The organism is Streptomyces sp. NPDC016677, from assembly GCF_055562815.1.
The window spans coordinates 375,430-398,775 of the sequence record NZ_JBVHEO010000005.1; the positions used below are offsets into that span (position 1 = coordinate 375,430).

The following is a 23,346-nucleotide window of genomic DNA, read 5'->3' on the forward strand; positions in this document are numbered from 1 at the left end:
CCGGACTGTCCTCTTCGCGCACCTGGCCGCTGTGGACGTCGCGTCCGAGTACCGCACGGTACGTGGAGATCGTGCCCCCACGCCGTGTGCCCGCCTGCACGGGCCCGCCGCGTCTTCGCCGGACTCGGCCGGGGCGCGGGCCGGTTGGCTGGATACGGCGGTGCGCGGCGTGTTTTGATCCCTGCGCCGCGAAGGGCGGGCGGAGTTCCGGGAGACCGGTCCGCGCGTCCACGGCACGACCCGCAGGCTGCCTCCAGCGGGGCCACCCCCCTTGTGGATGACCCATACGAAGGGAAGTTTCATGATGAACTCCGCCCCCGGGATCGAGACCGCCGAGATCTCCGACGCCGACCTCGACAACGTCGCCGGCGGCCTGAGCACGCAGGCCGGTGCCGGCCTGGGCGCCGGCGTCTCGGCCGGTGTCGACGCGGACGCGCTGGTGCAGGCCGGCGTCGCCACGGACGGGGTCTCCGCCGCGGTCGGCGTGTACGGCTGCGTCAGCGCCTCCCTCTGAGCCACAGACGGGAACCGGCCGGCCGTCGGGCCGGCCGGTGCGCGCGACGGAACGGGTCCGGCCCGGCTCCCTCGGAGCCGGGCCGGACCCGTTCTCATGGGCTCACGGGGTTCAGGCCGGTCCTGACCGGTGCCTGGCCTCGTCGGCGACCTGCCGGCCCGATTCCCGTGCCTGGCCGGCCACCCGGGCGGACTGGCCGCGCGCTTCGTCCTGCGTGGCGCGGGCGCCTTCCGCGGCGGTGTCCTTCACCTCCTGCGCCGCGCTCTGCGTGGCCTCCCTGGCGCTCTCCTTCAGGTGCTGCGCGGAGTCGGCGGCCGCCTGCTTCACCGGCTCCAGCGCCTCGCCGCCCCGCTGCATCAGGTCGCCGGCCTTCTCCCGCTCCGCCTGGGAGGCGGGCAGCATCGAGGACACCAGCATGCCGAGCCCGAAGGAGATCAGACCGGCGGCCAGCGGGCTGCCCTGGGTCCGGCGCATCGCCTGGTCGGGCGCCTGCCGTACCGCTTCCCCGGCCGTGCCGGCCGCCTCGCGTGCCGTGCCGGCCGCCTGTTGGGTGCCCTCCTGGAGCGAACCGGCCGCGGACTGAGCACTGTTCCTGACCCCGTGGGCGGTGTCGTGGGCGGACCCCATGACCCGTTCACGTACGCCCGAGACGGCGCCGCGCATCCTCCTGGCGCGGCGGCGGACCACGCGTCGTGGGGCGGCCCGGTCGGCGAGCTGGTCCACGTCCGCGGACAGCCGCTCCCGAGTGGCGTTGATCTCGGCCCTCATCTGGTCGGGTGACGTGCCCATTGCGCATTCTCCTTGATCGATTCGACGGTCTGCTCGGGCTTCGGTGCCACGGTGCGCATCCGTGCACGGCCCCGCTGGTAGAGGACGGCCGCGGCCACGGCCCACACCGCCGCCACGATCAGGGCGGCCCAGCCCCCGTCCACCACGTTGGCCAGTCCCAGCACGGCGGCCAGCGACAGGAACAGCAGCACCATGTAGCCCGCGAACCCCGCGCCGCCGTACATGCCGGCGGCCTTCCCGGCCTTGGTCGCCTCTTGTCTGACCTCGGTCTTGGCCAGTTCGACTTCCTGGCGGAACAGGGTCTGGACGTCCGACGTCACGGCGGACAGCAGTTCGCCCACCGAGCTGTCGTCGTCGCGCGTCCGGACGCGGACGCGGTCGGGTGAGAGGGAGGCCATCTCACACCTCCGGATACGGACGGCCCGGCGTCTCGCGCGCGGGTGTGCCGGTGGACGGCGGCACCACCGGCGGTCCCTGTGTGGCGCCTTGCGACACGTTCCGCGTGGCGCCTCCCGGAGTACCCGGCGTACCCGCCGTACCCGCCGTACCCGGCGTTCCGGTTCCGGAGAACGACGGCTGTCCGTCACCGTGGAACGACGGCTGTCCGTCGCCGGAGGACGTCCGCTGTCCGTCTCCGGAGGACCGGTCCGCCTTGGCCCCCACCTTCACCAGGCGTCCGACGGCCAGCCCCGCCAGCAGCGCGCCGCCGAGGAAGGCGCCGGGGCGACGGCGGGCGAAGTCCTGCACCTCGGAAACGACGCCCTCGACCCCCTGGCGGTCCAGGTAGTCGGCCGCCCGGTGACCGCCGTCGGCGGCCTGGGCCGCGAGACCGCGGGCCGGGGAGCCGCTCTCGGCCTTCTCGGCCATGGCCGCCAGGTCGTCCGCCCAGTGGCGCAGCGTCCCGGCGGCCCGCCTGGCCTGGACGTCGGCCTCGTCCCACGCACGGCTCCACAAGTCCTGGGCGACCACGCCGGCCTGACGCTGCGCTTCCCCCGCCACCACCCTGGCCTGATCGGCGGCGGTACCCGCGACCTGGCCCGCGGCCTGTCTGGCCTGCCCGGCCGTGGCCGACGCCTCCGCCCTGGCCGTCTCTCCGGTCTGCTGCGCCCTCGTCGCGTTGCCTTGCACTGCGTCACTCATCAGCCGCTCCTCTTCGCCACACGCTGACGCGTCGGTAAGCCGGTTTTCTTGAAGAGTGACTGTTTTAGGGGCATTCACACATGTCTGCGGGAGATTATCTGCCGGTACGTCGCACTCAGTGCTGACCGTGCAGCTCGGGTGCGGAGGTCTGGGTCCGGGCGTACTCCGGGCAGCTCGGATTGCGGCAGTGGCCCGGCCGCCAGACGGGGACGTAGATGCCCATCGTCTTGTGCCGCTTGATCTCTTGGGACACGGGCTGGTGGCAGGCCGGGCACTCATGCTCGGCCCGCGGCGCGTTCGCATGCTTGTCTCTACCCATATGTCCAAGATACGCCGAGAGGAGAAATATGGAATAAATTTTACGGAACCGGCGGAACGGCTCAGCCGTCCCCCGGCGGTGGATCACCGGAATCCCGTGGGGCGGGCCGCCGCAGGCTCAGGACGACGGACACGGCCAGGATCGTGGCGATGACCGCGAGGCTGATGGGCGACGGGATCTCCGGGATGCTGCTGCTGAACATCTTGTGGGACGCCTGGAGGATCAGCTTCACGCCGATGAGGGAGAGGATCAGCGCCAGGCCCTTGCTGAGGTAGTGGAACCGGTCCAGCAGCCCGGCGAGCAGGAAGTACAGCGCCCGCAGGCCGAGGATGGCGAACGCGTTGCTGGTGTAGACGATGAAGGCGTCGTCGCTGACCGCGAGGACGGCGGGCACGCTGTCCACGGCGAAGACCAGGTCGGCCGCCTCGATCGCGGCCACGACGGCGAGCAGCGGGGTGGCGACCCGCCTGCCGGCCTCCCGCACGAAGAACTTCATCCCGGCGTACTCGTCCCGCACCGGGACCGCCTTGCGCAGCAGCCGCACGGCGATGCTCTTGCCCGGGTCGAAGCTCTCGTCCTCCCCCTTGAGGATCTTGTAGGTGCTGTAGAAGAGGATGGCCGCGAAGACGAAGAGCACCGCGGTGAACCGGCTGACCACGGCCACACCGGCGGCCAGGAAGAGGCCCCGGAACACCAGCGCGCCCATGACGCCGAAGAACAGCACTCGGTGCTGGTAGGCGCGCGGCACCTTGAAGTAGGCGAAGATCAGCGCGAAGACGAACAGGTTGTCGACCGACAGGCTCTTCTCCAGCAGCCACGCGGTGGTGTACTCCACCCCCGGCGTCGTGCCCAGGACCAGGAAGACGACCGCGCCGAAGACCAGGGCGAGGCCGACCCACACCGCGCTCCAGGCGGCGGCCTCCTTGAACCCGATGACATGCGCCTGTCGGTGCGCCAGCAGGTCCACGGCCAGCGACACGACCACGGTGACGGCGAACACCGCCCACAGCCAGAACGGAACATCGAGCACGTCGGACCCCTCACGGGCGGGGGCGGAAACCGGCCTTGCGGAAATTCTGACCCACCCGCCCCGGCTTGTCGCCCGCACCCTCGCCGGTCACCTGGACGCTCTGGTGCTGGATGCCGTCCGGCGCGAGCTGAGCGCCATGCCCGCCTGCCCCTCCGGTACGCCCTCCCCCCGAGGCGAACCGCCGCGGTCTCGACACGGCCTGACGGCCCGGCAGGGGGACCGGCCCGGCCCTTGTTCCGGCCGGTGGGACATGGACGACGGCAGCCCTGGTTCTAGCGGCCCAGCAGGGCGCTCGCCGCGCTCACGGTGCCGGTGGCCAGGAGCAGGAGCGAGGCGGCCACGGCGTGCCGTCTCAGCAGGGTGCGGCGCAGGGTGGCGTAGCGCTCCTCGTACTCCCGGCGCAGTTCCCCGGCACGGTCCGCGGTGGCCCGCAGCACGCTGCGGGTCAGGGCGAGCCGCTGTTCGGTGTAGTGGCGGGTGAGGTCCTCGGCCTGCGCGGTGGTGAGCCAGGGCAGGCGGCCGCAGAGGACCGCCACCTCCTGCCGGGCCCGCTCCCGCTCGGTGTGGGCCAGGAGGTAGCCCTCGACCTGGTGCGCCAGGAGCCCGGCTCGCGGCTCCGGCGCGGCGGCGGGCCGAGGCCGGTTCACGAGCGGTCGCCCGCGTGTCCCGGCGCGTCCAGGACGTCCCGCTTACCGGTGTTCTCCTTCTGGTCGAACTGGGAGATGTCGGGATGGTGCAGGTCGAAGGCGGGGGACTCGGACCGGACCTTGGGCAGGGTGTGGAAGTTGTGGCGCGGCGGCGGGCAGGAGGTCGCCCACTCCAGTGAGCGTCCGTAGCCCCACGGGTCGTCGACCCGCACCTTCTCGCCTCGCTGCGCGGTCTTCCACACGTTGTAGAGGAACGGCAGGGTGGACAGGCCCAGCAGGAAGGCGCCGATGGACGAGATGGTGTTGAGGGCGGTGAAGCCGTCGGCGGCCAGGTAGTCGGCGTAGCGGCGGGGCATGCCCTCGGCGCCGAGCCAGTGCTGGATCAGGAACGTGGTGTGGAAGCCGACGAACAGCGTCCAGAAGTGGACCTTCTCCAGGCGCGTGTCGAGCATGGTGCCGGTCATCTTCGGCCACCAGAAGCTGAAGCCGCCGAACATCGCGAAGACGATCGTGCCGAACAGCACGTAGTGGAAGTGGGCGACCACGAAGTAGCTGTCGGTGACGTGGAAGTCGATCGGCGGCGAGGCGAGGAGCACGCCGGTCAGGCCGCCGAAGAGGAACGTGACGAGGAAGCCGGCCGCCCACAGCATCGGCGGCTCGAACGAGAGCGACCCCTTCCACATCGTGCCGATCCAGTTGAAGAACTTCACCCCGGTCGGCACGGCGATGAGGAAACTCATGAAGGAGAAGAACGGCAGCAGCACGGCCCCGGTGGCGAACATGTGGTGCGCCCACACGGTCACCGACAGACCGGTGATGGCGATGGTGGCGCCGATGAGGCCCATGTAGCCGAAGATCGGCTTGCGCGAGAAGACCGGGATGATCTCGCTGACCACGCCGAAGAACGGCAGCGCCAGGATGTACACCTCGGGATGCCCGAAGAACCAGAACAGGTGCTGCCACAGGATCGCCCCGCCGTTCTCGGCGGCGAAGACCTGCGCCCCGAACCGCCGGTCGGCCTCCAGCACCAGCAGCGCCGCGGCCAGCACGGGGAAGGCCAGCAGCACCAGCACCGAGGTGAGCAGCACGTTCCAGGTGAAGATCGGCATTCGGAACATGGTCATGCCGGGGGCGCGCATGCAGATGATCGTGGTGATGAAGTTGACCGCCCCGAGGATCGTGCCGAACCCGGACAGCCCCAGACCCATGATCCACAGATCGGCACCGACGTAGTGGGAGCGGAAGGCTCCGCTGAGCGGCGTATAGGCGGTCCAGCCGTAGTCGGCGGCGCCCTGCGGGGTCAGGAAACTGGCCAGCACGATGAGCCCGCCGAAGGCGAACAGCCAGTACGACAGCATGTTCAGCCGCGGGAAGGCGACATCGGGCGAACCGATCTGCAACGGCATGATCGCGTTGGCGAACCCGGCGAAGGTCGGGGTGGCGAACAGCAGCAGCATGATCGTGCCGTGCATCGTGAACGCCTGGTTGTACTGCTCGTTGGAGAGGATCTGGAGCCCCGGCCGGGCCAGCTCCGCCCGGACCACCATCGCCAGCAGGCCGGCGACGAGGAAGAAACAGAACGACGTGATCAGGTAGAGATGGCCGATCTTCTTGTGGTCGGTGGTCGTCAGCCAGGACACGACCACCCGGCCCCGGCCGCGGCGTCCCTCCGCGGCCGGAACCGGGGAGACGGGTTCAGTGGTGTGAGTCGCCATCACATTCGCCATCACATTTCTGGTCGGAGCCACGGGCGCAGCGGCTGGAAGCGGTGCGCCCACGGACAGGCGGGTGTGCGACCAGCCGCGTGGAAGGTAGTCCCACCCGCCGTCCCCGTTGACCGCCATTGCGCTGAATGAGCGCCCGGATCCATCCCTTCGAGGGCCCGGCGGGGCCCGGCCACGGGTGACCGGGGCCCCCGCCCGAGGGAAGGCCCTCCGGCCAGGGTTCCGCGCCGGGCGTCCGGTGGTCGCTCGGCGCGCACCCCGGGCCGCGAGGCCCGTGACCGCGGGCGCCGGGCGGGCCGAGCGGGCGCCGGGCGGGCCGGGCGGGCGCGGATAGGCCGGGCCGGCTCCGGGTACTCGGCGGATGCCGCCGGGCAGTGCGGTCCGGACCGTCCCAGGGAGATCACGATGTCCGAGCAGAACGACCGGGACACGAGCCCGCCGGACCGGACGACCGGCGCACACGACGTCCGCCCGGAGCGGGACCGCGACCGGGGCACGCCGCCGGCCGCGGCGCACGCGGGGCGCACCGGGGAGGCGTCGTGACCGTCTCCATCGCCGGGCAGAGCGTCGCGCGGCTGGGCGGGCCGGGCAGCCTGCTGCTGCGCCAGCGCCGTGACCACGCCGCACTCGACCGGCTGATGAACGCCTACCGGGCAGCCGACCCCCGCGACCCCCACCGGGAACGGATCTGGCGGGACTTCGCGAAACTCGTCTTCAGCCACGCCTTCGCGGAGGAGACCGTCCTGTGGCCCCTGCTCCGGCGCCTCGCCCCCGACGGGGAGGACCTCACCACCCGGGTCGAGGAGGAGCACCAGGCCGTCAACGACCTGCTCGCCCGGGTCGAGAGGAACACGGACGCCCCTGAGCGCCAGGCGTGGATCGAGGAAGCGTTCCGGCTCGTACGGCAGGACATCCGGGACGAGGAGGACGAACTCCTGCCCCGCCTGCGCGACGCCTTGGACGACCGGCGGCTGCGCCGGGTCGGAGCCGTCTGGGAGACCGTGCGCCGCACCGCCCCCACACACCCCCATCCGGCCGTTCCCCGACGGCCGCCCGGCAACGCGCTCGCGGGCGTACCCCTGAGCGCCGCCGACCGGCTGCGCGACGCCCTGCCGGTGACGGCCCCGTCCGGGCGCCGCGCGGCGGCGACCGCCGGCGTGGTCCTGCTGGTGGCGTGCGCCGCGGCCCGGTTCCGGCGCGCGGCCCGCCGCCGACGTGGCTGAAAACGTCCGCTAGGCACCCACGGGCGCACCCACGGGGCGCATGCCGCCGTCGTACACCGTGTCGTGGTCCGGGACGACGACACGTGTCGCCGGGGACACCCGCTGGACCTGGGCGACGAACGCGTCCAGGTCCATGGCCGGGTCCCGCTCGGGGGAACCGCCGTACGGCACCTCGAAGTTGTCCCAGTGGACGGGGACGACGACGCCCGGGTGGTCCAGCGCGCGCAGGAGCCGGGGCACGTAGCGGTGGGTGGCGGTGCCGGCGGGTACGGCGATCATCGCGAGGTCGGGGCGCAGGCCCTGTACGGCCCGCTCGGAGAAGTCGCTGGCCCCCATGAGGAACGCCGACGGGCCGTCCGCCCCGACGGTCACCTGGAAGGCGAGGGTGTCGCCCTCGGGCAGGTCCGCGATGGTGCTCGGGGGCGTCGCGGGCGGGCTGTTCAGGGTGCCCGGGGCGAAGTAGGAGCACTTCTTGTTGCGGCTGTGCAGGCTCGGCACGACCTCGACGGTGATGCCCCCGAAGTCCAGCACCTCGCCGCCCTTCACCACGGATATCTGCCCCGCGTCGACGCCGAGGGCGACCAGCAGGTGGTACGTGGTCTCGGTGCCGACGACGCGCGCCCCGGTGGTCCTGGCGATGTGCGGTACGTCGGCGAGGTGGTCCCAGTGGGAGTGGCTGACCAGGACCAGTTCGGCGCGGCCGGCGTGTTCGTCCACGATCGTGGGCCGGGACAGCAGGGGGGTGCGCGGGTCGAAGGCGCCGCCGAACAGGCCCGTGGGGAAGCGGCTGAGGTACGGGTCGAAGAGCACGGTCCGGTCGCCCGCGTCGATGCGCCAGCCGGCGGTGCCGAGCCAGCGGAACGACGCGGAACCGACGGCCGGGCCGCGGCCGCGCCCCCGGTCCGCCGCCGAGGCGGTGGCGGCCGTGGCCGGTACCAGCGGGGCGGCCGCGCCGAGCGCGGCGCCGCGCAGCACCGTGCGCCGGCCGAGCCGGCGGCGGGAGGGTGTGTCCGAGCCGTCCGTGACGTGTGTGTCCTGGGTCATGGCGTCAGGAGAGCAGGAACCGGACCCGCGCGTCCAAGACCGGAACCCGGCCCTGGCGATACGCGAACGCATATGCGGCCCGGTCACCGGCCGTCGGCGTCCCCCCGGAGGTGTCCGACCGACATCGCGGCGGCCCTGCCCAGCGCGGCGTCCACCCCGGTGCGGGAGGCGGCCAGGTCGCGGGTGCGGGCGAACACGGCGACCGCGTAGTGCGCGCCGTCGGGGTAGCGGACCACGCCCGCCTCCATGTGCAGTCCCGGCAGGGTCCCGGTCTTGGCCGCGACCGTGACGTCGTCCGGGAAGCCGGACACCAGCCGGTGCCGGAAGACCTGGCGCCCCATCAGGTCGCGGACGAACGCGCACGCTTCCGGCGGTCCGGCGGCATCGCTCCAGACGAGCCGCAGCAGCCGGGTCATCTCGCGGGGTGTGCTCGCCGTGGTGCGGCGGGGATCCAGTACGGCCAGCCGCCTCTTGCGTTCCTCCGGCAGGGCGGGGTAGCGGACGGCGAACTCCCGCTCGTCGCGCGCGCCGACCTCCCGGAGCATCGACTCCAGCAGGTCCCGGGGGCCGCCCACGATCCGGGTCCGCTCCAGTCCGAGTTCCTCCGTGAGCAGTCGTACGGTGTCCAGTCCGACCCGTGCCAGCAACAGGTCGGCCGCCGTGTTGTCGCTGACCGACATCGCGAAGTGGGCCAGGTCGCGCAGGGACAGTTCGACATCGTCCAGACATCCGGCGGTTCCCCAGCCGCCGAGCCGGTCGGCAGCGGTCACCCGCACCCGCTCCCGCGGGTCGAGCTGGCCCGCGACGACCTGCCGGGCGAACTCCAGCGCCAGGAGCACCTTGAAGAGCGAGGCGATCACGACGGGCTCGTCGGCCCCCACGGCGACCTCACGCACGTCCGTCTCCACGACGGCGCCCCCGAGACCCCCCGCGCACCCGTGCACGGGCACGGCGTGCACCTGTCCCTCGGCACCCGCACCGGCGAAGACCTGCCGGATCCGTTCCTCGATCATGATTCCCCCTGGCCACCGATTCTCCCCGATCACCGGTCCGTGCCCGTCCCGCCTGCCCTGTCCGCCCTGCCCTGTCCGCCCTGCCCCTCCGCCCTCCCCCGGCCCCTGCCCCCGCCCCCGCCCCGGCGGCCTCCCGTACGATCCTGACCGTGGACCTCCTCCGCCACCTGCGTCTCTTCGTCACCGTGGCCGACGAGCTGCACTTCAGCCGGGCCGCCGAGCGGCTGGGCATGGCTCAGCCGCCGCTCAGCCAGGCGATACGGAAGCTGGAGAAGGAACTCGGTGCGGAGCTGTTCGACCGCTCGCAGCGCGGCATCCGGTTGAGCGTCGCCGGGGAGGCACTGCTGGAGGAGGCCCACGATCTCCTCGCCCGGGAGAAGAGGCTGCGCGGGCTGGCCCGCCGGGCCGCCGCCGGTGACATCGGCACGCTCCGCGCGGGCGTGCCGCCCGACACCACGGCAGCGGTCCTGTCGGCACTGCTGGCCGCCTGTGCGGAGCACACCCCGGGTCTCTTGGTCGACCTGCGGGAGGTCACCACCGAGGAGCAGGTGCGCCTGCTCTCCTCCGGCGGGCTGGACGTAGGACTCGTGCACCACCCCGTCGACGCCACCGAACTCCGACTCGGCCCCGAGACCTCACTGGACCTGGGCGTCGTCCTGCCCCGTCCCTCGCCCCTGGCACGGCTGCCGGAGGTGCCGCTCGGCGCGCTGTCCGGCCACGACCTGGTGCTCTTCCCGAGAGCCCACGCACCCGGCTGGTACGACCGGATCCTCGACGTGTGCCGCGCCGAGGGTTTTGTCCCGGGGCGCCTCCGTCATGCGTCCAACCCCGAATTCCTGCTGGCCATCGTGACGGCCGGCCACGGAGTCGCCTTCGACCAGGGGCCGGTGGCCCGCAAGGAACCCCGCGTCGCCTGGCGCCCCCTGGCCGGCCGCCCCCTCACCTCGCGCGTCAGCGGCGCCTGGCCCGCCGGCCGCGGCGCCCACCCGGCCGCCCGCCGCTTCGCGGAACTCGCGGCCGATGTCCTGGCCCGCGACCACACGGCAGCGCCGCGCAGCGCCGGCGCCCCTCGCTCCCCGGACGACTCCCCGGGCGACTCCCCGGACGACTCCCCGCGCCCGTGGTCGGTGGTGTACGGCTAGGACGGAAGGGTCTCCGTCGACGCGCGCCTAGACCCCTCCGGGGACTTCCGACCTGCCCGGGGACTTCCACCCGCGCGAAAGGCATGCGGCAGCCGGCCCGGGAGCCCGGTCCGCCACCGGCCGCCCCGGACATGTCGCGGGACCCGGCCGGGCACGGCCGTCGTCGCGCCGGTCCGAGCGCGTCTCACGGCATGTGGCAGCGGGCCGCCGAACGGGCCCGCTGCCACATGCCGGGAACCTGCTCGGCCGGACGCTGTTGTTCCCCGTGCAGGGCGTTGAGCACCACCAGGCACCCGGTCAGCGCCGGCACCGCCCACTGGGCGCAGGCCAGCTGCCGCCGCGCCTTGTCCAGGTCGACCGGGTGCCGGCGCGCCTTGTCGGCATCAGCGGGGTCGGTGGACGAGGCGAGCTCGACCTTCTTGCCCAGGACGCGTGCGTAGGCGGTGGCGGCCAGCGCGGCAGCGGTGACGACGGTCTTGGCGGCGGTGGAGGCGGCCACTCCCTGCTGGGTGGCGACGCGGTGGGCGTTCGCGGCGAGCAGCCCGCCGCCGCCGAACAGATGCGCCCCGATCGCGGCGGCGTTGACCGGGGTCCACTTCGCCCAGCCCGACGCGGAGATCCTGTCCCGGGTGGCTTCCGCGCCGGACTCGTCCCCGGCCGCGCCGTTCAGGCCGATCGCGCCCATGAGCGAACCGCCGAACCAGGCGGCCAGACCCACGTCGTGCAGGCTGCGGATGAGGGTGTTGCGTTCGGACATGACGACGCTCCTTCAGGCGGGCTGACGGGTGACGGGCCGGCGGACTGTATGCGGCACACCCCACCCTCGTCCCATCCGGGTGCTGCCCGCCATCGTGACTGGACCGGACGAGTACGGGTGGGTCCGTCCGGCGAGGGACGGACCACCGGTGACGGGTCAGGCGCGATGAGCCCCGTGGCTGCCGGCCTGGTCCCAGCAGTACTGCTCGGCGGGACAGGGCCCCCGGGAAGGGAACCGCCCTTACGGGAGGACGACGTCGCGGCCGGGTCCGCCTTCGAGGACGTCCTTCCCGGTGCCACCCCAGACGAGGTCGTCACCGCCTTCGCCGTGCAGTGTGTCGTTGCCGGGGCCGCCGAGGACGGTGTCGCGGCCGTCCCCGCCCATGGCGTGGTCGTCGCCGGGGCCGCCGTACACGGTGTCGTCACCGCCGTAGCCCTCGATCATGTCGTCGCCCCGGCCGCCCCACATCCGCTGGTTGCCGCTGTCGCCCATCAGGTGGTCCCCGCCGTCGCCGCCGTGCAGGGCGGCGGGTCCCATGACCATGTCGTCCCCCGCGCCGCCCAGCACCGTGCGCGCGGTGTGCGCGTGCAGTTCGTCGTCGCCGGAGCCGCCGCTGACGGTGCCGACCCCGGGAGTGAAGGCGGCGATCGTGTCGTCGCCGTCGCCGAGGACGACGTCGATCCTGTCGGGCCGTGAGCTGTCGGCGGGCAGCTCGCAGACGACGGAGGTGGTGTCCTCGGCTCTGGAGTACGCGCAGTGGTCGCCCGGTGCGAGCGGAACCACGTCGCTGAAGCCGATCCGCCGGATCCCGTCGCTGGTGTACATCGAAAATATGCTGAGGTCGTTGGTCTGCCCCGCGGCGGCGGTGAAGACGATCGACTGAGTCGCCCAGTCGGCTCCGACGCGGGCCTTCGCCTCGACGGCGGCGGCTGCCGGGCCGACGGCGAGACCGGTGGTGAACAGGGTCACGGCGAGGGCGCCGACAGCGGCTCGGTTCCGGTTCATGAGACCTCATCTCGGTGGAGTGACGATGGGCCGGCCCCTCGGCGTCGCGCGGCGCCGCCGGGGCCGGGCGGACCCGTGCGTGAAGGCAGTCTCCCCTGCCGGCCCGGATCCGCAAGAGTGCGAAGCGACGCCCTGCCCGGCATCGTCCCGCCCCTGCCCGGCACCGCCCGGCAGAGCGGACCGAACCGCATCCACCCGTTCCGTTCCGGGAACGGTCCCGACTCCCGGCTGTCCGGAAGAATGCCTGCTCGCCACCCAGCCGGAGATCAACTCCGTTTGTTTCATTGACATTTCACCCGGCACGCCTACCGTTGGGAGCGCTCCCATCTACAGCTTGCACTGGAAGGAGTTCCCCCCACATGCGCAAACAGAGTTCCTCCACCGGGCGTTCGCGGTCGCCCCTCCGCCGGCCTCTCCAGGCGCTCGTCATGCTGTTCGCCGTAGTCGTCGGCGCACTGACCTGGTCGGCCCCCGCCCAGGCTCACGGCACCATCGTCGACCCCGCCTCCCGCGCGTACCAGTGCTGGAAAACGTGGGGCAGCAACCACACGAACCCGGCCATGCAGACGCAGGACCCGATGTGCTGGCAGGCCTTCCAGGCCAACCCCGACACCATGTGGAACTGGATGAGCGCCCTCCGCGACGGCCTCGGTGGCCAGTTCCAGGCGCAGACCCCCGACGGGACGCTCTGCAGCAACAACCTCTCCAGAAACGCCAGCCTGAACAAGCCCGGTGACTGGAAGACCACCACCGTCGGCAACAACTTCTCGGTCCACCTGTACGACCAGGCGTCCCACGGTGCCGACTACTTCAAGGTCTACGTGAGCAAGCAGGGCTTCAACCCCAAGACCCAGACCCTGGGCTGGGGCAACCTCGACTTCATCACGCAGACCGGCCGCTACGCCCCGGCACAGGACATCACGTTCCCCGTCCAGACCTCCGGCTACTCCGGACACCACGTCCTGTTCGTGATCTGGCAGGCCTCGCACCTCGACCAGGCCTACATGTGGTGCAGCGACGTGAACTTCGCCTGACCCGGCAAGCACCGCACCCGGCACCGGCCCCGGTCGGGCGCCGGTGACCCGCCACCCGACCGACCGGGCTCCGTCGGGGCAGGTGACCCATGCGGCCACCCTGCCCCGACGGGGCTTCCCGCGCTCCTGACGCCGAGCGGGAGCGGCAGAAACCGCGGCGCCCCCGACCGCATGGTGATCCGCGTACGCTCGCAGAGCCGCACCCCCCCCACGGCAAGCGCGCTCCCGGCGAGACCAGCCGGTACGGCCCCTCCATCTCCGGGACACCGGGCCCACGTGCCCGACCCGGTCGGGCGCGCCGGTACGGGGCCGATGCGCGCGGAGTTCCGCGTGGACATCGTCCTCCTCGGTCCGCCCAGAGACCTTCGAGAGTCCGACGACGCGAGGGCGGCGTCGAGCCGTCGTGGGCCGCCGTTCACCCCCGCGGCGTACATCCGGTCGTGGCACGAACGGGCCCGCGTGAAGGTGGCACTGGGCCGGGCGACCGTCGTACCCGCCGGTCTCGACGTTGCCAGCGAGGAGATCGACATGTCTCGGAGCACCGGAGCCAAACCCGCGGAGCCGGTGATCGCGGAGGCCAACCGGGCGGTGCGGCGGCGGTTCCCCTTCGACGACGACCAGGACCTGAAGGACGCGCGGCGCGGCTTCATGGGCACGGCGCGGGAGAGCGTCGTACGCGATGCCGAGGGACGTACGGTGTGGGACCTCGACGCCTACGGATTCCTCGGCCAGGACTGCCCGGACACCGCCAACCCCAGCCTGTGGCGGCAGAGCCGGCTGTGCTCCGAGCACGGCCTGTTCGAGGTGACCGAGGGCATCCACCAGGTCCGCGGCTTCGACCTGTCGAACATGACGATCGTCGAGGGCGAGCACGGCGTCTTCGTCATCGATCCGCTGATCAGCGCCGAGACGGCCGCCGCGGGGCTGGCCCTGTACCGCCGCCACCGCGGGGACCGGCCCGTGACGGGCGTGCTGTACACCCACAGCCACGTCGACCACTTCGGCGGCGTACGCGGTGTGGTGAGCGACGGGAACGTGCCGGTCCTCGCCCCGGCGGGCTTCCTCGAACACGCCGTCAGCGAGAACGTCTACGCCGGTACGGCCATGAGCCGCCGCGCCGCCTACATGTACGGCGCCGCGCTGCCGAAGGGGGAGCGCGGGCAGATCGGCGCCGGACTCGGGCTGACCACCTCCACCGGCGCGGTCGGCCTGATCCCGCCGACCGTGGACATCACCCGCACCGGGCAGACGGAGACGGTCGACGGCATCCGCATGGTCTTCCAGCTCACGCCCGGCACCGAGGCCCCGGCCGAGCTGAACATCCACTTCCCCGACCACGCCGCCCTGTGCATGGCGGAGAACGCCACCCACAACCTGCACAACCTGCTGACCCTGCGCGGCGCCGAGGTCCGCGACCCGCGTGTGTGGGCCCGCTACCTCACCGAGGCGATCGGCCTCTTCGCCGACGCGTCGGACGTCGCCTTCGCCTCGCACCACTGGCCGGTCTGGGGCCGCGAGCGGATCGTCCGCTTCCTGTCCGGGCAGCGCGACCTGTACGCCTACCTCCACGACCAGACCCTGCGCATGCTCAACCAGGGCCTCACCGGCCCGGAGATCGCCGAGCGGATGCAGCTTCCGCCCGCCCTGGAACGGGCCTGGCACACCCACGGCTACTACGGTTCCGTCAGCCACAACACCAAGGCCGTCTACCAGCGGTACCTGGGCTGGTTCGACGGCAACCCCGCCCACCTGTGGGAACACCCGCCGGCGGAATCCGCCCGCCGGTACGTGGAGTTCATGGGCGGTGCCGGTGAGGTCCTGCGCCGCGCCCGGCAGTCGTACGCCGACGGCGACTTCCGCTGGGTCGCCCAGGTCGTCGACCACGTCGTGTTCGCCGACCCGGACAACGCCGAGGCCCGCGCCCTCCAGGCCGACGCGCTGGAACAGCTCGGCTATGGCAGCGAGAACGGCACCTGGCGCAACTTCTACCTCATGGGCGCCCTCGAACTGCGCCACGGCCCGGTCGGCACCCCCACCGCCACCACCGCACCCGACCTGCTCGCGGCGCTTACCCTGGAACAGCTCTTCGACTCCCTCGCCATCCGCATCGACGGCCCGCGCGCCTGGGACGTCGACATCACCGTGCGCTGGAACCCGGCCGGCGGCGAGCCCGTCACGCTGCGCCTGCACAACGGCGTCCTCACCCACGTCACCGGCGGCGGTCCCGCCGCGGCCGAACCGGACGTGGAGATCACCCTCGCCGAGGCGGACCTGCGGGCCGTCCTGCTCGGTGCCGTCGCCCCGGGCGACCTGGCGGCCCGCGACGACATCGAGGTCACGGGCGACCTCGGCAAGCTCACCGAACTGCTCGGTCACCTGAGCGATCCGGACCCGGACTTCGCGATCGTCACGCCGTGAGTCCACGGCCCGGTGCCGTCGGGAACCCCTGTTCCGTCCCGGCACCGGGGTACCAGGCGCTGGTCATCGGCACCGCCCTGACCAGTACGGCACTGGGCACGGCGCGGCTCCCTGCTGCCGCTGTCCCACGCCGTGACCGGCACGGAACCCGACTCCACCGCCACCACCGCCGCCGCCGCTACCACCGCTGTCGTCCCAAGCGCCACCACACCTGTCCGGCCAGACCGCCTCCCGTCGGCGCCGAGCGGCCTGCCGCCCAGCACCGTCGATACGCGCCGACACCCCCTGCCGACACGAGCACACCTCACCCGAACGGCGCGGTCCCCGTGGCCGGTGGCCGCCGGGGAGCGGAAGGTTGCAGCGAGCGCGGCGGGCCGCCTGGACACCGCCGCCACAGGAGAACGGAGTGCGACCATGACCGCACAGCCCCACCCGGGAGCGCCGTCCGGCGGTTACCCGCCGCCGCCCGCAGGACACAGCGCCTGGGCCACGGGCGGTGCCGTCTTCGCCGGCGTCCTGATGCTCCTCAACGGCATCCTGGCCATCCTCCAGGGCATCGCCGCGATCGCCGAGGACGACGTCTACGCACGCATCGACGACTACGTCTACAAGATCAACCTCACCGGCTGGGGCTGGGTCCTGCTGATCCTCGGCGTCATCGCCGCCGTCGTCGGATGGGGCATCCTCTCCGGTGCCGCCTGGGCCCGCGCGGTCGGCATCGCGATGGCGTCGCTGAGCCTGATCGCGCAGTTCCTGTTCCTGCCGTACCAGCCGGTGTGGTCGATCATCATGATGGCCATCGACGTGTTCGTGATCTGGGCCCTCGCCCACCACCAGCCGGAGCCCGCCCGCCGATGACACGCCGCCACGCCGACGCGCTCAAGCTGCCCGCTGCCTGGGCCGAGAGCATCGTAGACGCGCAGCCGGCGGTGGAGGCCGCCGTCACCGCCACGGCGACCGCGAAGCCCGCCAGCAGGGCGACGGCCACGCGCTGCACGCTATGCCATACCGACTGGCATACTTGACGTGTGACTGATGACGACGTTGACTTCCCGCCCGGCGACGGCCCCACCAGTGGTATCTCCGTCACGCTGACCGCCGGAACCCTTCAGGCGATCCGTGAGCGGGTCGGCAAGCGAGGCGTCTCGGCGTACCTGGAGAAGGCGGCCCAGCGCCAGATCGAGCGCGACAACCTGGACGAGCTGATCGCGGACTTCGACAAGGTGCACGGCCAAGCCGACCCCGCGGCCGTGGCAGCCAAGCGCGCCCGGCTGACCGGCGGCGCGTCGGACGCCGGGGCGGCCGCGTGAGCGGTGCCCTGGTCCTGGACAGCGAGGGCCTGGCGAAGGCCGTACGGCGGGATCGGGAGATCCACGAGTGGCTGACGGCGGCTCGCGACGCGGACCTGCCAGTCATCACCTCCGCCGCCGTGCTGGTCGAGGTGATCCATCCCAAGATCAATGACGCCGCACTGAAGTGGACCCTGTCCCGTCTGGGCGTCGAGCCGGTCACCCAGCCCCTCGCGCAATCCGCGGCCGCCTTGCTGCGTGCGGCGGGGCTGCACGGCCACAAGCACGCCATCGACGCCATGCTGTGCGCGACCGCCCTGCATCATCCCGGCCGGGTGACGATCCTGACTTCGGACGTGGAAGACATCGGGCTGCTCACCGCCGGGCATCCGCGCCTGAGCGCGGAGAAGGTCTGAACCGAGCCGCGTGGCGAGACGGCGCTGCGTGTGATTCGGCGCCATGAAGCGGTGCGCCGTGTTCGCCAACGCACATCGGACCGCCTCGTGATGAAGCCGGCCCGACGCCCGGCCACGCAACGGAGAACCGAACCAGATCGCCGCGCAGCCCCTCAGCCAGGCCGAGCAGTCGACAACGCATCCGCATCCGCAACTCCCCGCGACGAGCAGCACCAAGAGGCCACCGCCGGCCTCGACGCCACCGTCCGACATACCCAGACCCGCGGCGCCCGGCGGACCGCCCGACGATCCCTTTGACACGGATCTGCCACACGACGATTCTGCGCTGATGTGGACTGTTCGGGTGTGCGGGCTTGGGGACGCGCAGAGCGACTGAGCGCGGCAGTTGTAGTCGCGCATGACTGCGGGCCCTCGCCTCGGCTCGGAAGATCACAGAACGTGGTGGTTCGGTGCAAGGGGTGGCGAGCACGTTGCGGGGCCACAGCTCGACGCAGCACCCCCATGGTGGACAAGGCCAGTTTTGTCGTCTGCGATCGCGGCATCCGATGAGCCGACGGACGAGTGCATGTGTCAAACCGGTACATGGACTACTCTTGGTACATGTCCATGAAGCGCACGAACGTCTACGCCGACCCCGAAGACCTAGCGATCATCAAGGAGGCCGCGAAGCGTCGGGGGATAAGTGAGGCCGAGATCATCCGTCAGGGCATCCACCTCGCGGCCATGGCGAACAGGGTCTGGGACGAGCCGCTGTTCTCGCGCACCTTCGAGGGGACGGGACGCACGCCCTCCAGGTCGGAGGTCCGTGACACGGTCGCCGACGCTGTCCGCCGTGAGACCGACCCGGGTTCCGGAACCGCCGCGTGATCATTCTCATCGCCGACACGTCCGGTCTCCTGGCGGCCCTGGACTCGGCTCACCCGGAACACCGGGCGGCGAACGAGGCGATCATGACGGCCGGCCTCCTGGTCATGTCCCCGCTGCTGCTGGCTGAACTGGACCACGTCACCACGCGCGAGTTCGGCAGGAAGGCCGCTCTCGGCGCGGTCGACGACCTTCGGCGCTGGATGAGCCGGGGGCGTGTCGTCATGCCGGAGATCACGCAGGACCACCTGGGCGCCGCCCAGTCCGTCCGTGTCCGCTACCGCGCGCTGGACCTCGACCTCGCTGACGCGGTCAACGTGGCGCTCGCTGCCGACTACGACACGGACGCGATCCTCACCCTCGACCGACGTGACTTCCGGGCCGTACGCCCCTTGGGCCACCACAAGGCGTTCCGGGTACTCCCTGACGATCTCCTGCTCTGATACGACGAGAGCCGAAATCGCGGTCTCCGCCTGGGAAGTGACGGTGCTCGGGCAGCTCGTGCGGCCCTGACGCGCACGGATGCTGTGCAGCGGGGTGCGGACAGTCGGACGGTCGCTGAGAACACATGCAGTCGGTGTTTCCGTCACGCTGTCCGCGCTATGGTGCCCTCACTGCAGGAGCGATGACCGGGGGACTGAGGGGCCTGCTGCTGTACTACCCGACCGTGAATCCACCCACGGAGCTCGTTCACCAGGCGTTGCTCTACTGGGATGGCCTCGCCTCGGTCGTACCACGGGACCCCCGTTTCCCTGGTGCGGTGGCGAGCCGTGAGTTGTCATTCGGGACGAGACGGGCTCTGGAGGTCTTACGGAAGCAGCTCGGTCCCCTCGCCGGCCCGCTTCCCCTTCGCCTAAGGGCTGTCCCGTAACTGTGGTTGCGGGACAGCCGTCAGGCGCTCAGTTTCCTCCACAGATGTCGCTCGTCCAGGGTCCCGAATCGCACGTCTCCGCGTTTAAGGTCGACGAGGATGGGCCAGCAGTCCAACAGCTGCTCTCTCGCATCACGCGAGGCGAGGTACTGCACAGAGTTGTAGGGCACGATCAGGAGCCCGTTGCTCTCACAGGCCCGCTCTGCGTCGATGGCGAGAGGCGGCTCGTCATCACGCTGGCTGTGCGCGAGAAACGCCACCGCGAGTTGCAGGGCCTCGTCCTGCTCCATCGTCCGTCTCCAGTCCGTCGGCTCGAAGAAGGCACCCTAACCGGCCTGGGATGATCTTGTTGTGGCTGGTGTGATCACGGCGTCGGAGCCGTCCTGGATAGCCCCGTTCACCGGGCTCAGCCCAAGGCAGTTCGGGAAGCTGGTAACCGTTCTGCGGCGCCGGGGTGCGGATGCCGTTCGCAAGGGCCGGCCGTGGAGTCTTCCGCTGGAGGACCGGGCCCTGCTGGTCGCGGCGTACTGGCGCATGAACCTGACCATGCGGCAGCTCGCGCCGCTGTTCGGGGTCTCGAAGTCGGCGGCGGACCGCATCATCGACCACCTCGGGCCGATGCTCGCTCTCCAGCCCCGCAAGCGGTTCGCCAAGGACACCGTGCTCATCGTGGACGGCACCCTGGTCCCCACCCGGGACCACAGCATCGCCGAGCGGTCGAAGAACTACCGGTACTCCACCAACCACCAGGTCGTCATCGACGCCGACACCCGGCTGGTCGTCGTGGTCGGCCGGCCTCTCGCAGGGAACCGCAACGACTGCAAGGCGTGGGAGGAGTCCGGCGCCAAGGCCGCCGTCGGCAAGACGCTCACGGTTGCCGACGGCGGCTACCCGGGCACCGGACTCGTCGTCATCCCCCACCGCCGCGAACGCGGCCAGACCGAACTCCAGGACTGGAAAGAAGAGCACAACAAGTCCCACAAGCAGGTCCGGGCCCGGGTCGAGCACGTCTTCGCCCGCATGAAGACCTGGAAAATCCTCCGCGACTGCCGCCTCAAAGGCGACGGCGTCCACCACGCCATGCTCGGCATCGCACGGATGTACAACCTCGCACTCGCCGGATAGACCAGCGGGCCACGCCGCGGCCACCCACGCCTGAGGCGCCTCAAAGATCATTTACGGGACAGGTCTTAGCCGGTGACTGGGCTGCCGTTATGCTGCGCGCTTGCTCTGCGGCACGTTGGAGTGCTCGGGCCACCTGTTCGGCGTCGTCAGCACTCAGCAGGATCTCCTGTGTCCACAGGATCGAGAGCCTGATCGTTCCCTCGTGGAGGTGCACGGCTACGTCGACCTCTGTGCCGTCTCCGGCCGCGTCCCTGACGTTGTCAAGGCTCGGGTCGCTCACGAACGCGCTCATGTCCCGATGTTCCACAACGGGGCGTCGTGCCGGCTCGGTCGGTCGCTGATAAGGAGTTGGCGTAGTTCGCCGCGCTGAGTGCCGTTGAGGTTGAGTACCTCGGTGAGGTGGCGGAACGTCGTGTGTGTGACTCCGCGGGCGCGGGCTTCCGACTCGAACTCGTCGACCTGGCGGAGCACCGTATCGGCGTCGAGTGGCGCCGGTGCCTGGTTCTTCAACCACAGGGCCTTGTTGCGCTCGTAGTCGATCTCTGAGAAGCCGCAGATCTCGCGGCTGTGGGCCTCGGCCTCGTCCAGGGTCGTCGTTGCCGTGATGGCTCGGGCGAGGGTGTTGTGGCTCAGTGCCTCGTCCAGGTCGACTTCGTGGACACGCGGGCTTTCGTCCGTGAGCGGTACCGGTAGGCCGGCGTCGCGTACCTCGCAGACGCCGCGCGTTCCCCGTGCCGTCGCCGTGAGCATCCCCGTGGCTTCGGACGGGTGCCACTCCAGGATGTTGCCGACCGGGGCCACGTCCTCCGCCGTGAGGGTGTGGACGACAGGGCCCAGCATCGGACAGAGGTCCTGCGCCGACAGCTCGCCGTCGAGACCGGGCCCGGCGACCAGGAGCCGGACCGGGGCGTTCACCTGGCAGCACGCGGCAAGCGTCACCGCGTCGGCGAGCGGGCTCTTCAGGGTCGGTTCGTCGCCGCGGGCGAGGATGTCTCCGCCGACGTCCAGGAGGTCGATCGACTCGGGTGTGAAGTAGGCCAGCAGCTCTTTCAGTTGGCGTGTCACGCCCTCGACTCCGTGGGAGGGATCCAACAGGGCGAGTGTGTGTGGGAGTTCGGAAGCGAGGCGAGGGAGCGTCGATCCTGCCGGAGCGACTGGGCGGGCGGTCGCCGGTACTGACCACAGGGACGGGGTGAGGGCCTCCAGGCCGGTGAAGTCGTGCGCGCCGCGCGGGCCCGGTACCGGGTCGACCAACAGGCGGTCCCACGCGTACGTGAGGATCACCGCCTGGTCCTCGTCGCCGTACAGGGCGGCGTGAAGCACTGCGGCGGCGACTGCGTCGCCCCCTCCTCCTGCTGCGACGATCAACCGCGTCATGTGGTCAACATTACGGGTTCTGGTGTTCACCACTCACCCCATAGTGGCCGGAGGCCATAGCCACTTGGACGAGGAGGGAACGTGCCGCAGATCGATGCGGCGCAGCGGAAGTATCTCCAGATCGATCACCACATCCACGATCAGATCCTTCGGGGCGATCTGCGAGCGGGTGACGAGGTGTCGTCGGAGCGGCAGTTGGCGGCGGACTGGAAGGTGTGCCGTCCGACTGCGGCTCGTGCTCTGGAGGCGCTCCGTCGCCAGGGGCTCGTCGAGAAGCGGCAGGGCTCGGGGACCTACGTGCGCAGCAGGGAAGTCGACCGGCGCGCACGGGAGGTGTACGGCCGGACTCGTCGGGCCGGGGAGATCGACACGCCCGGCGATTACGCGGTAATCATGTCGGCCGGGTGGATGGTCGCACCGGACCAGGATGCCGGGCAGTGGGCGCGCAGGCTCACGGACCCCGGGCTGATTCAGGAGGGGACCCTGATGTACGTCGAGAACATGACCGGTCGGGCGAAGCGCCACTGAGGAAGAGGTCGCTGACCTGGAGTTGCAACCGGAGTCCGCCGTGCTGTTCGTCTAGGACAGGCAGGACCGGTCGTTGGAGTTAGCCGAGGCCACCTATCAGCCGCACCACTGGGCGTTCGAGCGGGGCTATCCGCTGGTGTGACAGGTCGGCGGACGGATCAGGGCACGCGCGGCAGCATGGCGGGGATGGCGGGGAGCTGGGGGGCGGATGGAAGCGCGTCGCTTCGGGTACGTCGGTGGTCCTCGCCACCGCCAACGACCACACCCGTGCCACGTCGAAGCGGCGCAGCCTCGACTGCGGCGGCGGCAAGGGGTGAGCGCGGAGGGCCTACCGGTTCAACCGCTTCCCCGGCGAGGAATCACCGTGGCTCGGGGCGATGACCCCGCGGGCGAGGAGTGGCATGTACGCGTGGAGTGGTTCTGGGACGAGAGCTTGCTCGGCGTGGAGGTGCACGGCCCCGGCTTCCCAGCGAGCGGGCGCATGCGCCGGCCGGACGCGAATGGCGCGACGGCCTGGAAGGCGAGAGCCGCGGTGTCCGGGAAGCCGTCCGCCGGGCCTTCTGGCGGGCATCCGGCACGTGGCGACTGACAACCGCGCACAGCAGAAAGGCCCGGGTCTCTGACCTGGGCCTTCTTCATGGAGCGGGTGACGAGAATCGAACTCGCGCTCTCAGCTTGGGAAGCTGATGTTCTACCATTAAACTACACCCGCGTAAGCAACGGACCGCCGGTCGAGCCGGTGTCCCGGTGCTCGCTTACTCTACCTCATGACAGGCTCCCGGTGTTCGTGCCGTGGGGCCTGTCGGTGTTCTGGGCGGGGCGGGCGGGAGGGGAGGACGGGGCTGCGGGGGGCCGGAGTTGGGGCGTACGGTGGGGGCCGCCGGAGAGGGTCGGGTGAGGCGGAGTGCCGCCTGGAGGGCCGTTCCTTTCATCCCGTACTGTGGCTTTTGTCGCCAGGTGGACCTGGTCAGACGCGGCTCTTGGGGAAGGGACTTGAAGGACTTGATGGAGCGCACCGTCGTCCGCTGTGCCGATGGGCACGTGTTCAGCACCTCTTCGTTCCCGATGCAGCAGGCC

General features: G+C 71.2%; 26 protein-coding genes, 1 tRNA gene and 1 pseudogene. 13 read left to right on the top strand and 15 right to left on the bottom strand.

Going from position 1 to position 23,346, the window contains the following annotated elements; genetic code table 11:
* Positions 1–301: 301 nt before the first annotated feature.
* On the top strand, positions 302–514 hold the full coding sequence (locus ACZ3IG_RS17870; RefSeq protein ID WP_467432973.1) for a hypothetical protein: 213 nt from the start codon (positions 302–304) through the stop codon (positions 512–514).
* A 111-nt stretch (positions 515–625) separates the two neighbouring features.
* Here ACZ3IG_RS17870 and ACZ3IG_RS17875 read toward each other — a convergent pair whose 3' ends face one another.
* The 7 genes from ACZ3IG_RS17875 to ctaD form a co-directional block, all read right to left on the bottom strand.
* Positions 626–1,303, bottom strand: coding sequence for a DUF3618 domain-containing protein (locus ACZ3IG_RS17875; protein ID WP_467432976.1), 678 nt, complete (start codon positions 1,301–1,303; stop codon positions 626–628).
* Entirely contained in the window at positions 1,279–1,701 is a 423-nt protein-coding gene (locus ACZ3IG_RS17880) for a phage holin family protein (RefSeq protein ID WP_467432977.1), read from the bottom strand. Before ACZ3IG_RS17880 ends, ACZ3IG_RS17875 begins: the two co-directional genes overlap by 25 nt.
* A 1-nt stretch (position 1,702) precedes the next feature.
* Positions 1,703–2,443, bottom strand: coding sequence for a hypothetical protein (locus tag ACZ3IG_RS17885; protein ID WP_467432979.1), 741 nt, complete (start codon positions 2,441–2,443; stop codon positions 1,703–1,705).
* A 115-nt stretch (positions 2,444–2,558) separates the two neighbouring features.
* Positions 2,559–2,696, bottom strand: a complete 138-nt coding sequence (locus tag ACZ3IG_RS17890) for a hypothetical protein (protein WP_467432981.1) — start codon at positions 2,694–2,696, stop codon at positions 2,559–2,561.
* Between the two features lie 127 nt (positions 2,697–2,823).
* A complete protein-coding gene (locus ACZ3IG_RS17895) occupies positions 2,824–3,792 on the bottom strand; it encodes a TerC family protein (protein WP_467432982.1) in 969 nt (322 codons plus the stop codon).
* A gap of 272 nt (positions 3,793–4,064) precedes the next feature.
* Positions 4,065–4,439, bottom strand: a complete 375-nt coding sequence (locus tag ACZ3IG_RS17900) for a hypothetical protein (RefSeq protein WP_467432983.1) — start codon at positions 4,437–4,439, stop codon at positions 4,065–4,067.
* On the bottom strand, positions 4,436–6,154 hold the full coding sequence (gene ctaD, locus ACZ3IG_RS17905; protein ID WP_467432986.1) for an aa3-type cytochrome oxidase subunit I: 1,719 nt from the start codon (positions 6,152–6,154) through the stop codon (positions 4,436–4,438). Before ctaD ends, ACZ3IG_RS17900 begins: the two co-directional genes overlap by 4 nt.
* Positions 6,155–6,568: 414 nt before the next feature.
* Here ctaD and ACZ3IG_RS17910 point away from each other — a divergent pair, with 414 nt between their 5' ends.
* Both ACZ3IG_RS17910 and ACZ3IG_RS17915 read left to right on the top strand, forming a co-directional pair.
* Entirely contained in the window at positions 6,569–6,706 is a 138-nt protein-coding gene (locus tag ACZ3IG_RS17910) for a hypothetical protein (RefSeq protein ID WP_467432987.1), read from the top strand.
* Entirely contained in the window at positions 6,703–7,386 is a 684-nt protein-coding gene (locus ACZ3IG_RS17915; protein ID WP_467432988.1) for a hemerythrin domain-containing protein, read from the top strand. Before ACZ3IG_RS17910 ends, ACZ3IG_RS17915 begins: the two co-directional genes overlap by 4 nt.
* Positions 7,387–7,395: 9 nt before the next feature.
* Here the strand turns inward: ACZ3IG_RS17915 and ACZ3IG_RS17920 are convergent, their stop codons facing one another.
* Together ACZ3IG_RS17920 and ACZ3IG_RS17925 are read right to left on the bottom strand one after the other, a co-directional pair.
* Positions 7,396–8,430: an MBL fold metallo-hydrolase gene (locus ACZ3IG_RS17920; RefSeq protein WP_467432990.1), complete on the bottom strand. Its 1,035-nt coding sequence runs from the start codon at positions 8,428–8,430 to the stop codon at positions 7,396–7,398.
* Between the two features lie 83 nt (positions 8,431–8,513).
* Entirely contained in the window at positions 8,514–9,443 is a 930-nt protein-coding gene (locus tag ACZ3IG_RS17925) for a serine hydrolase (protein WP_467432991.1), read from the bottom strand.
* A gap of 149 nt (positions 9,444–9,592) precedes the next feature.
* Here ACZ3IG_RS17925 and ACZ3IG_RS17930 point away from each other — a divergent pair, with 149 nt between their 5' ends.
* Entirely contained in the window at positions 9,593–10,585 is a 993-nt protein-coding gene (locus tag ACZ3IG_RS17930; protein ID WP_467432992.1) for a LysR family transcriptional regulator, read from the top strand.
* 184 nt (positions 10,586–10,769) lie between these two features.
* Here the strand turns inward: ACZ3IG_RS17930 and ACZ3IG_RS17935 are convergent, their stop codons facing one another.
* Positions 10,770–11,342: a hypothetical protein gene (locus ACZ3IG_RS17935; protein ID WP_467432995.1), complete on the bottom strand. Its 573-nt coding sequence runs from the start codon at positions 11,340–11,342 to the stop codon at positions 10,770–10,772.
* A gap of 240 nt (positions 11,343–11,582) precedes the next feature.
* Positions 11,583–12,347, bottom strand: a complete 765-nt coding sequence (locus ACZ3IG_RS17940) for a calcium-binding protein (protein ID WP_467432996.1) — start codon at positions 12,345–12,347, stop codon at positions 11,583–11,585.
* A 359-nt stretch (positions 12,348–12,706) separates the two neighbouring features.
* Here ACZ3IG_RS17940 and ACZ3IG_RS17945 point away from each other — a divergent pair, with 359 nt between their 5' ends.
* The 7 genes from ACZ3IG_RS17945 to ACZ3IG_RS17975 all read left to right on the top strand — a co-directional run bounded on the left by ACZ3IG_RS17945 (position 12,707) and on the right by ACZ3IG_RS17975 (position 18,811).
* Positions 12,707–13,381 carry a lytic polysaccharide monooxygenase auxiliary activity family 9 protein gene (locus ACZ3IG_RS17945; protein ID WP_467432998.1) on the top strand — a complete coding sequence of 225 codons (675 nt, stop codon included), beginning with the start codon at positions 12,707–12,709 and terminating at the stop codon, positions 13,379–13,381.
* A gap of 528 nt (positions 13,382–13,909) precedes the next feature.
* Positions 13,910–15,799 carry an alkyl/aryl-sulfatase gene (locus ACZ3IG_RS17950; protein WP_467432999.1) on the top strand — a complete coding sequence of 630 codons (1,890 nt, stop codon included), beginning with the start codon at positions 13,910–13,912 and terminating at the stop codon, positions 15,797–15,799.
* 414 nt (positions 15,800–16,213) lie between these two features.
* Positions 16,214–16,657 carry a DUF7144 family membrane protein gene (locus tag ACZ3IG_RS17955; RefSeq protein WP_467433000.1) on the top strand — a complete coding sequence of 148 codons (444 nt, stop codon included), beginning with the start codon at positions 16,214–16,216 and terminating at the stop codon, positions 16,655–16,657.
* Between the two features lie 170 nt (positions 16,658–16,827).
* Positions 16,828–17,109, top strand: coding sequence for a hypothetical protein (locus ACZ3IG_RS17960; protein WP_467433001.1), 282 nt, complete (start codon positions 16,828–16,830; stop codon positions 17,107–17,109).
* On the top strand, positions 17,106–17,504 hold the full coding sequence (locus tag ACZ3IG_RS17965; protein ID WP_467433002.1) for a PIN domain-containing protein: 399 nt from the start codon (positions 17,106–17,108) through the stop codon (positions 17,502–17,504). Before ACZ3IG_RS17960 ends, ACZ3IG_RS17965 begins: the two co-directional genes overlap by 4 nt.
* Before the next feature lie 600 nt (positions 17,505–18,104).
* Positions 18,105–18,371, top strand: a complete 267-nt coding sequence (locus ACZ3IG_RS17970) for a ribbon-helix-helix domain-containing protein (RefSeq protein WP_467433003.1) — start codon at positions 18,105–18,107, stop codon at positions 18,369–18,371.
* Positions 18,368–18,811 carry a PIN domain-containing protein gene (locus ACZ3IG_RS17975; RefSeq protein ID WP_467433004.1) on the top strand — a complete coding sequence of 148 codons (444 nt, stop codon included), beginning with the start codon at positions 18,368–18,370 and terminating at the stop codon, positions 18,809–18,811. Before ACZ3IG_RS17970 ends, ACZ3IG_RS17975 begins: the two co-directional genes overlap by 4 nt.
* A 448-nt stretch (positions 18,812–19,259) precedes the next feature.
* Here ACZ3IG_RS17975 and ACZ3IG_RS17980 read toward each other — a convergent pair whose 3' ends face one another.
* The gene (locus ACZ3IG_RS17980; RefSeq protein WP_467433006.1) at positions 19,260–19,529 is read right to left on the bottom strand and encodes a YrhB domain-containing protein; all 270 of its coding nucleotides are present in this window, start codon (positions 19,527–19,529) and stop codon (positions 19,260–19,262) included.
* Between the two features lie 61 nt (positions 19,530–19,590).
* On the opposite strand from ACZ3IG_RS17980, the gene ACZ3IG_RS17985 reads away from it, so the two are divergent.
* Positions 19,591–20,364: a transposase gene (locus ACZ3IG_RS17985; protein WP_467433007.1), complete on the top strand. Its 774-nt coding sequence runs from the start codon at positions 19,591–19,593 to the stop codon at positions 20,362–20,364.
* Positions 20,365–20,404: 40 nt separating this feature from the next.
* Here ACZ3IG_RS17985 and ACZ3IG_RS17990 read toward each other — a convergent pair whose 3' ends face one another.
* Together ACZ3IG_RS17990 and ACZ3IG_RS17995 are read right to left on the bottom strand one after the other, a co-directional pair.
* Positions 20,405–20,656 carry a hypothetical protein gene (locus tag ACZ3IG_RS17990; protein ID WP_467433009.1) on the bottom strand — a complete coding sequence of 84 codons (252 nt, stop codon included), beginning with the start codon at positions 20,654–20,656 and terminating at the stop codon, positions 20,405–20,407.
* Positions 20,653–21,741 carry a DUF1152 domain-containing protein gene (locus tag ACZ3IG_RS17995; protein WP_467433010.1) on the bottom strand — a complete coding sequence of 363 codons (1,089 nt, stop codon included), beginning with the start codon at positions 21,739–21,741 and terminating at the stop codon, positions 20,653–20,655. The genes ACZ3IG_RS17990 and ACZ3IG_RS17995 overlap by 4 nt, the downstream gene beginning before the upstream one ends.
* 81 nt (positions 21,742–21,822) lie before the next feature.
* On the opposite strand from ACZ3IG_RS17995, the pseudogene ACZ3IG_RS18000 reads away from it, so the two are divergent.
* A pseudogene (locus ACZ3IG_RS18000) lies at positions 21,823–22,411 on the top strand (GntR family transcriptional regulator).
* Between the two features lie 496 nt (positions 22,412–22,907).
* Here the strand turns inward: ACZ3IG_RS18000 and ACZ3IG_RS18005 are convergent.
* Positions 22,908–22,981: transfer RNA gene (locus tag ACZ3IG_RS18005), tRNA-Gly, on the bottom strand.
* Between the last annotated feature and the right edge of the window lie 365 nt (positions 22,982–23,346).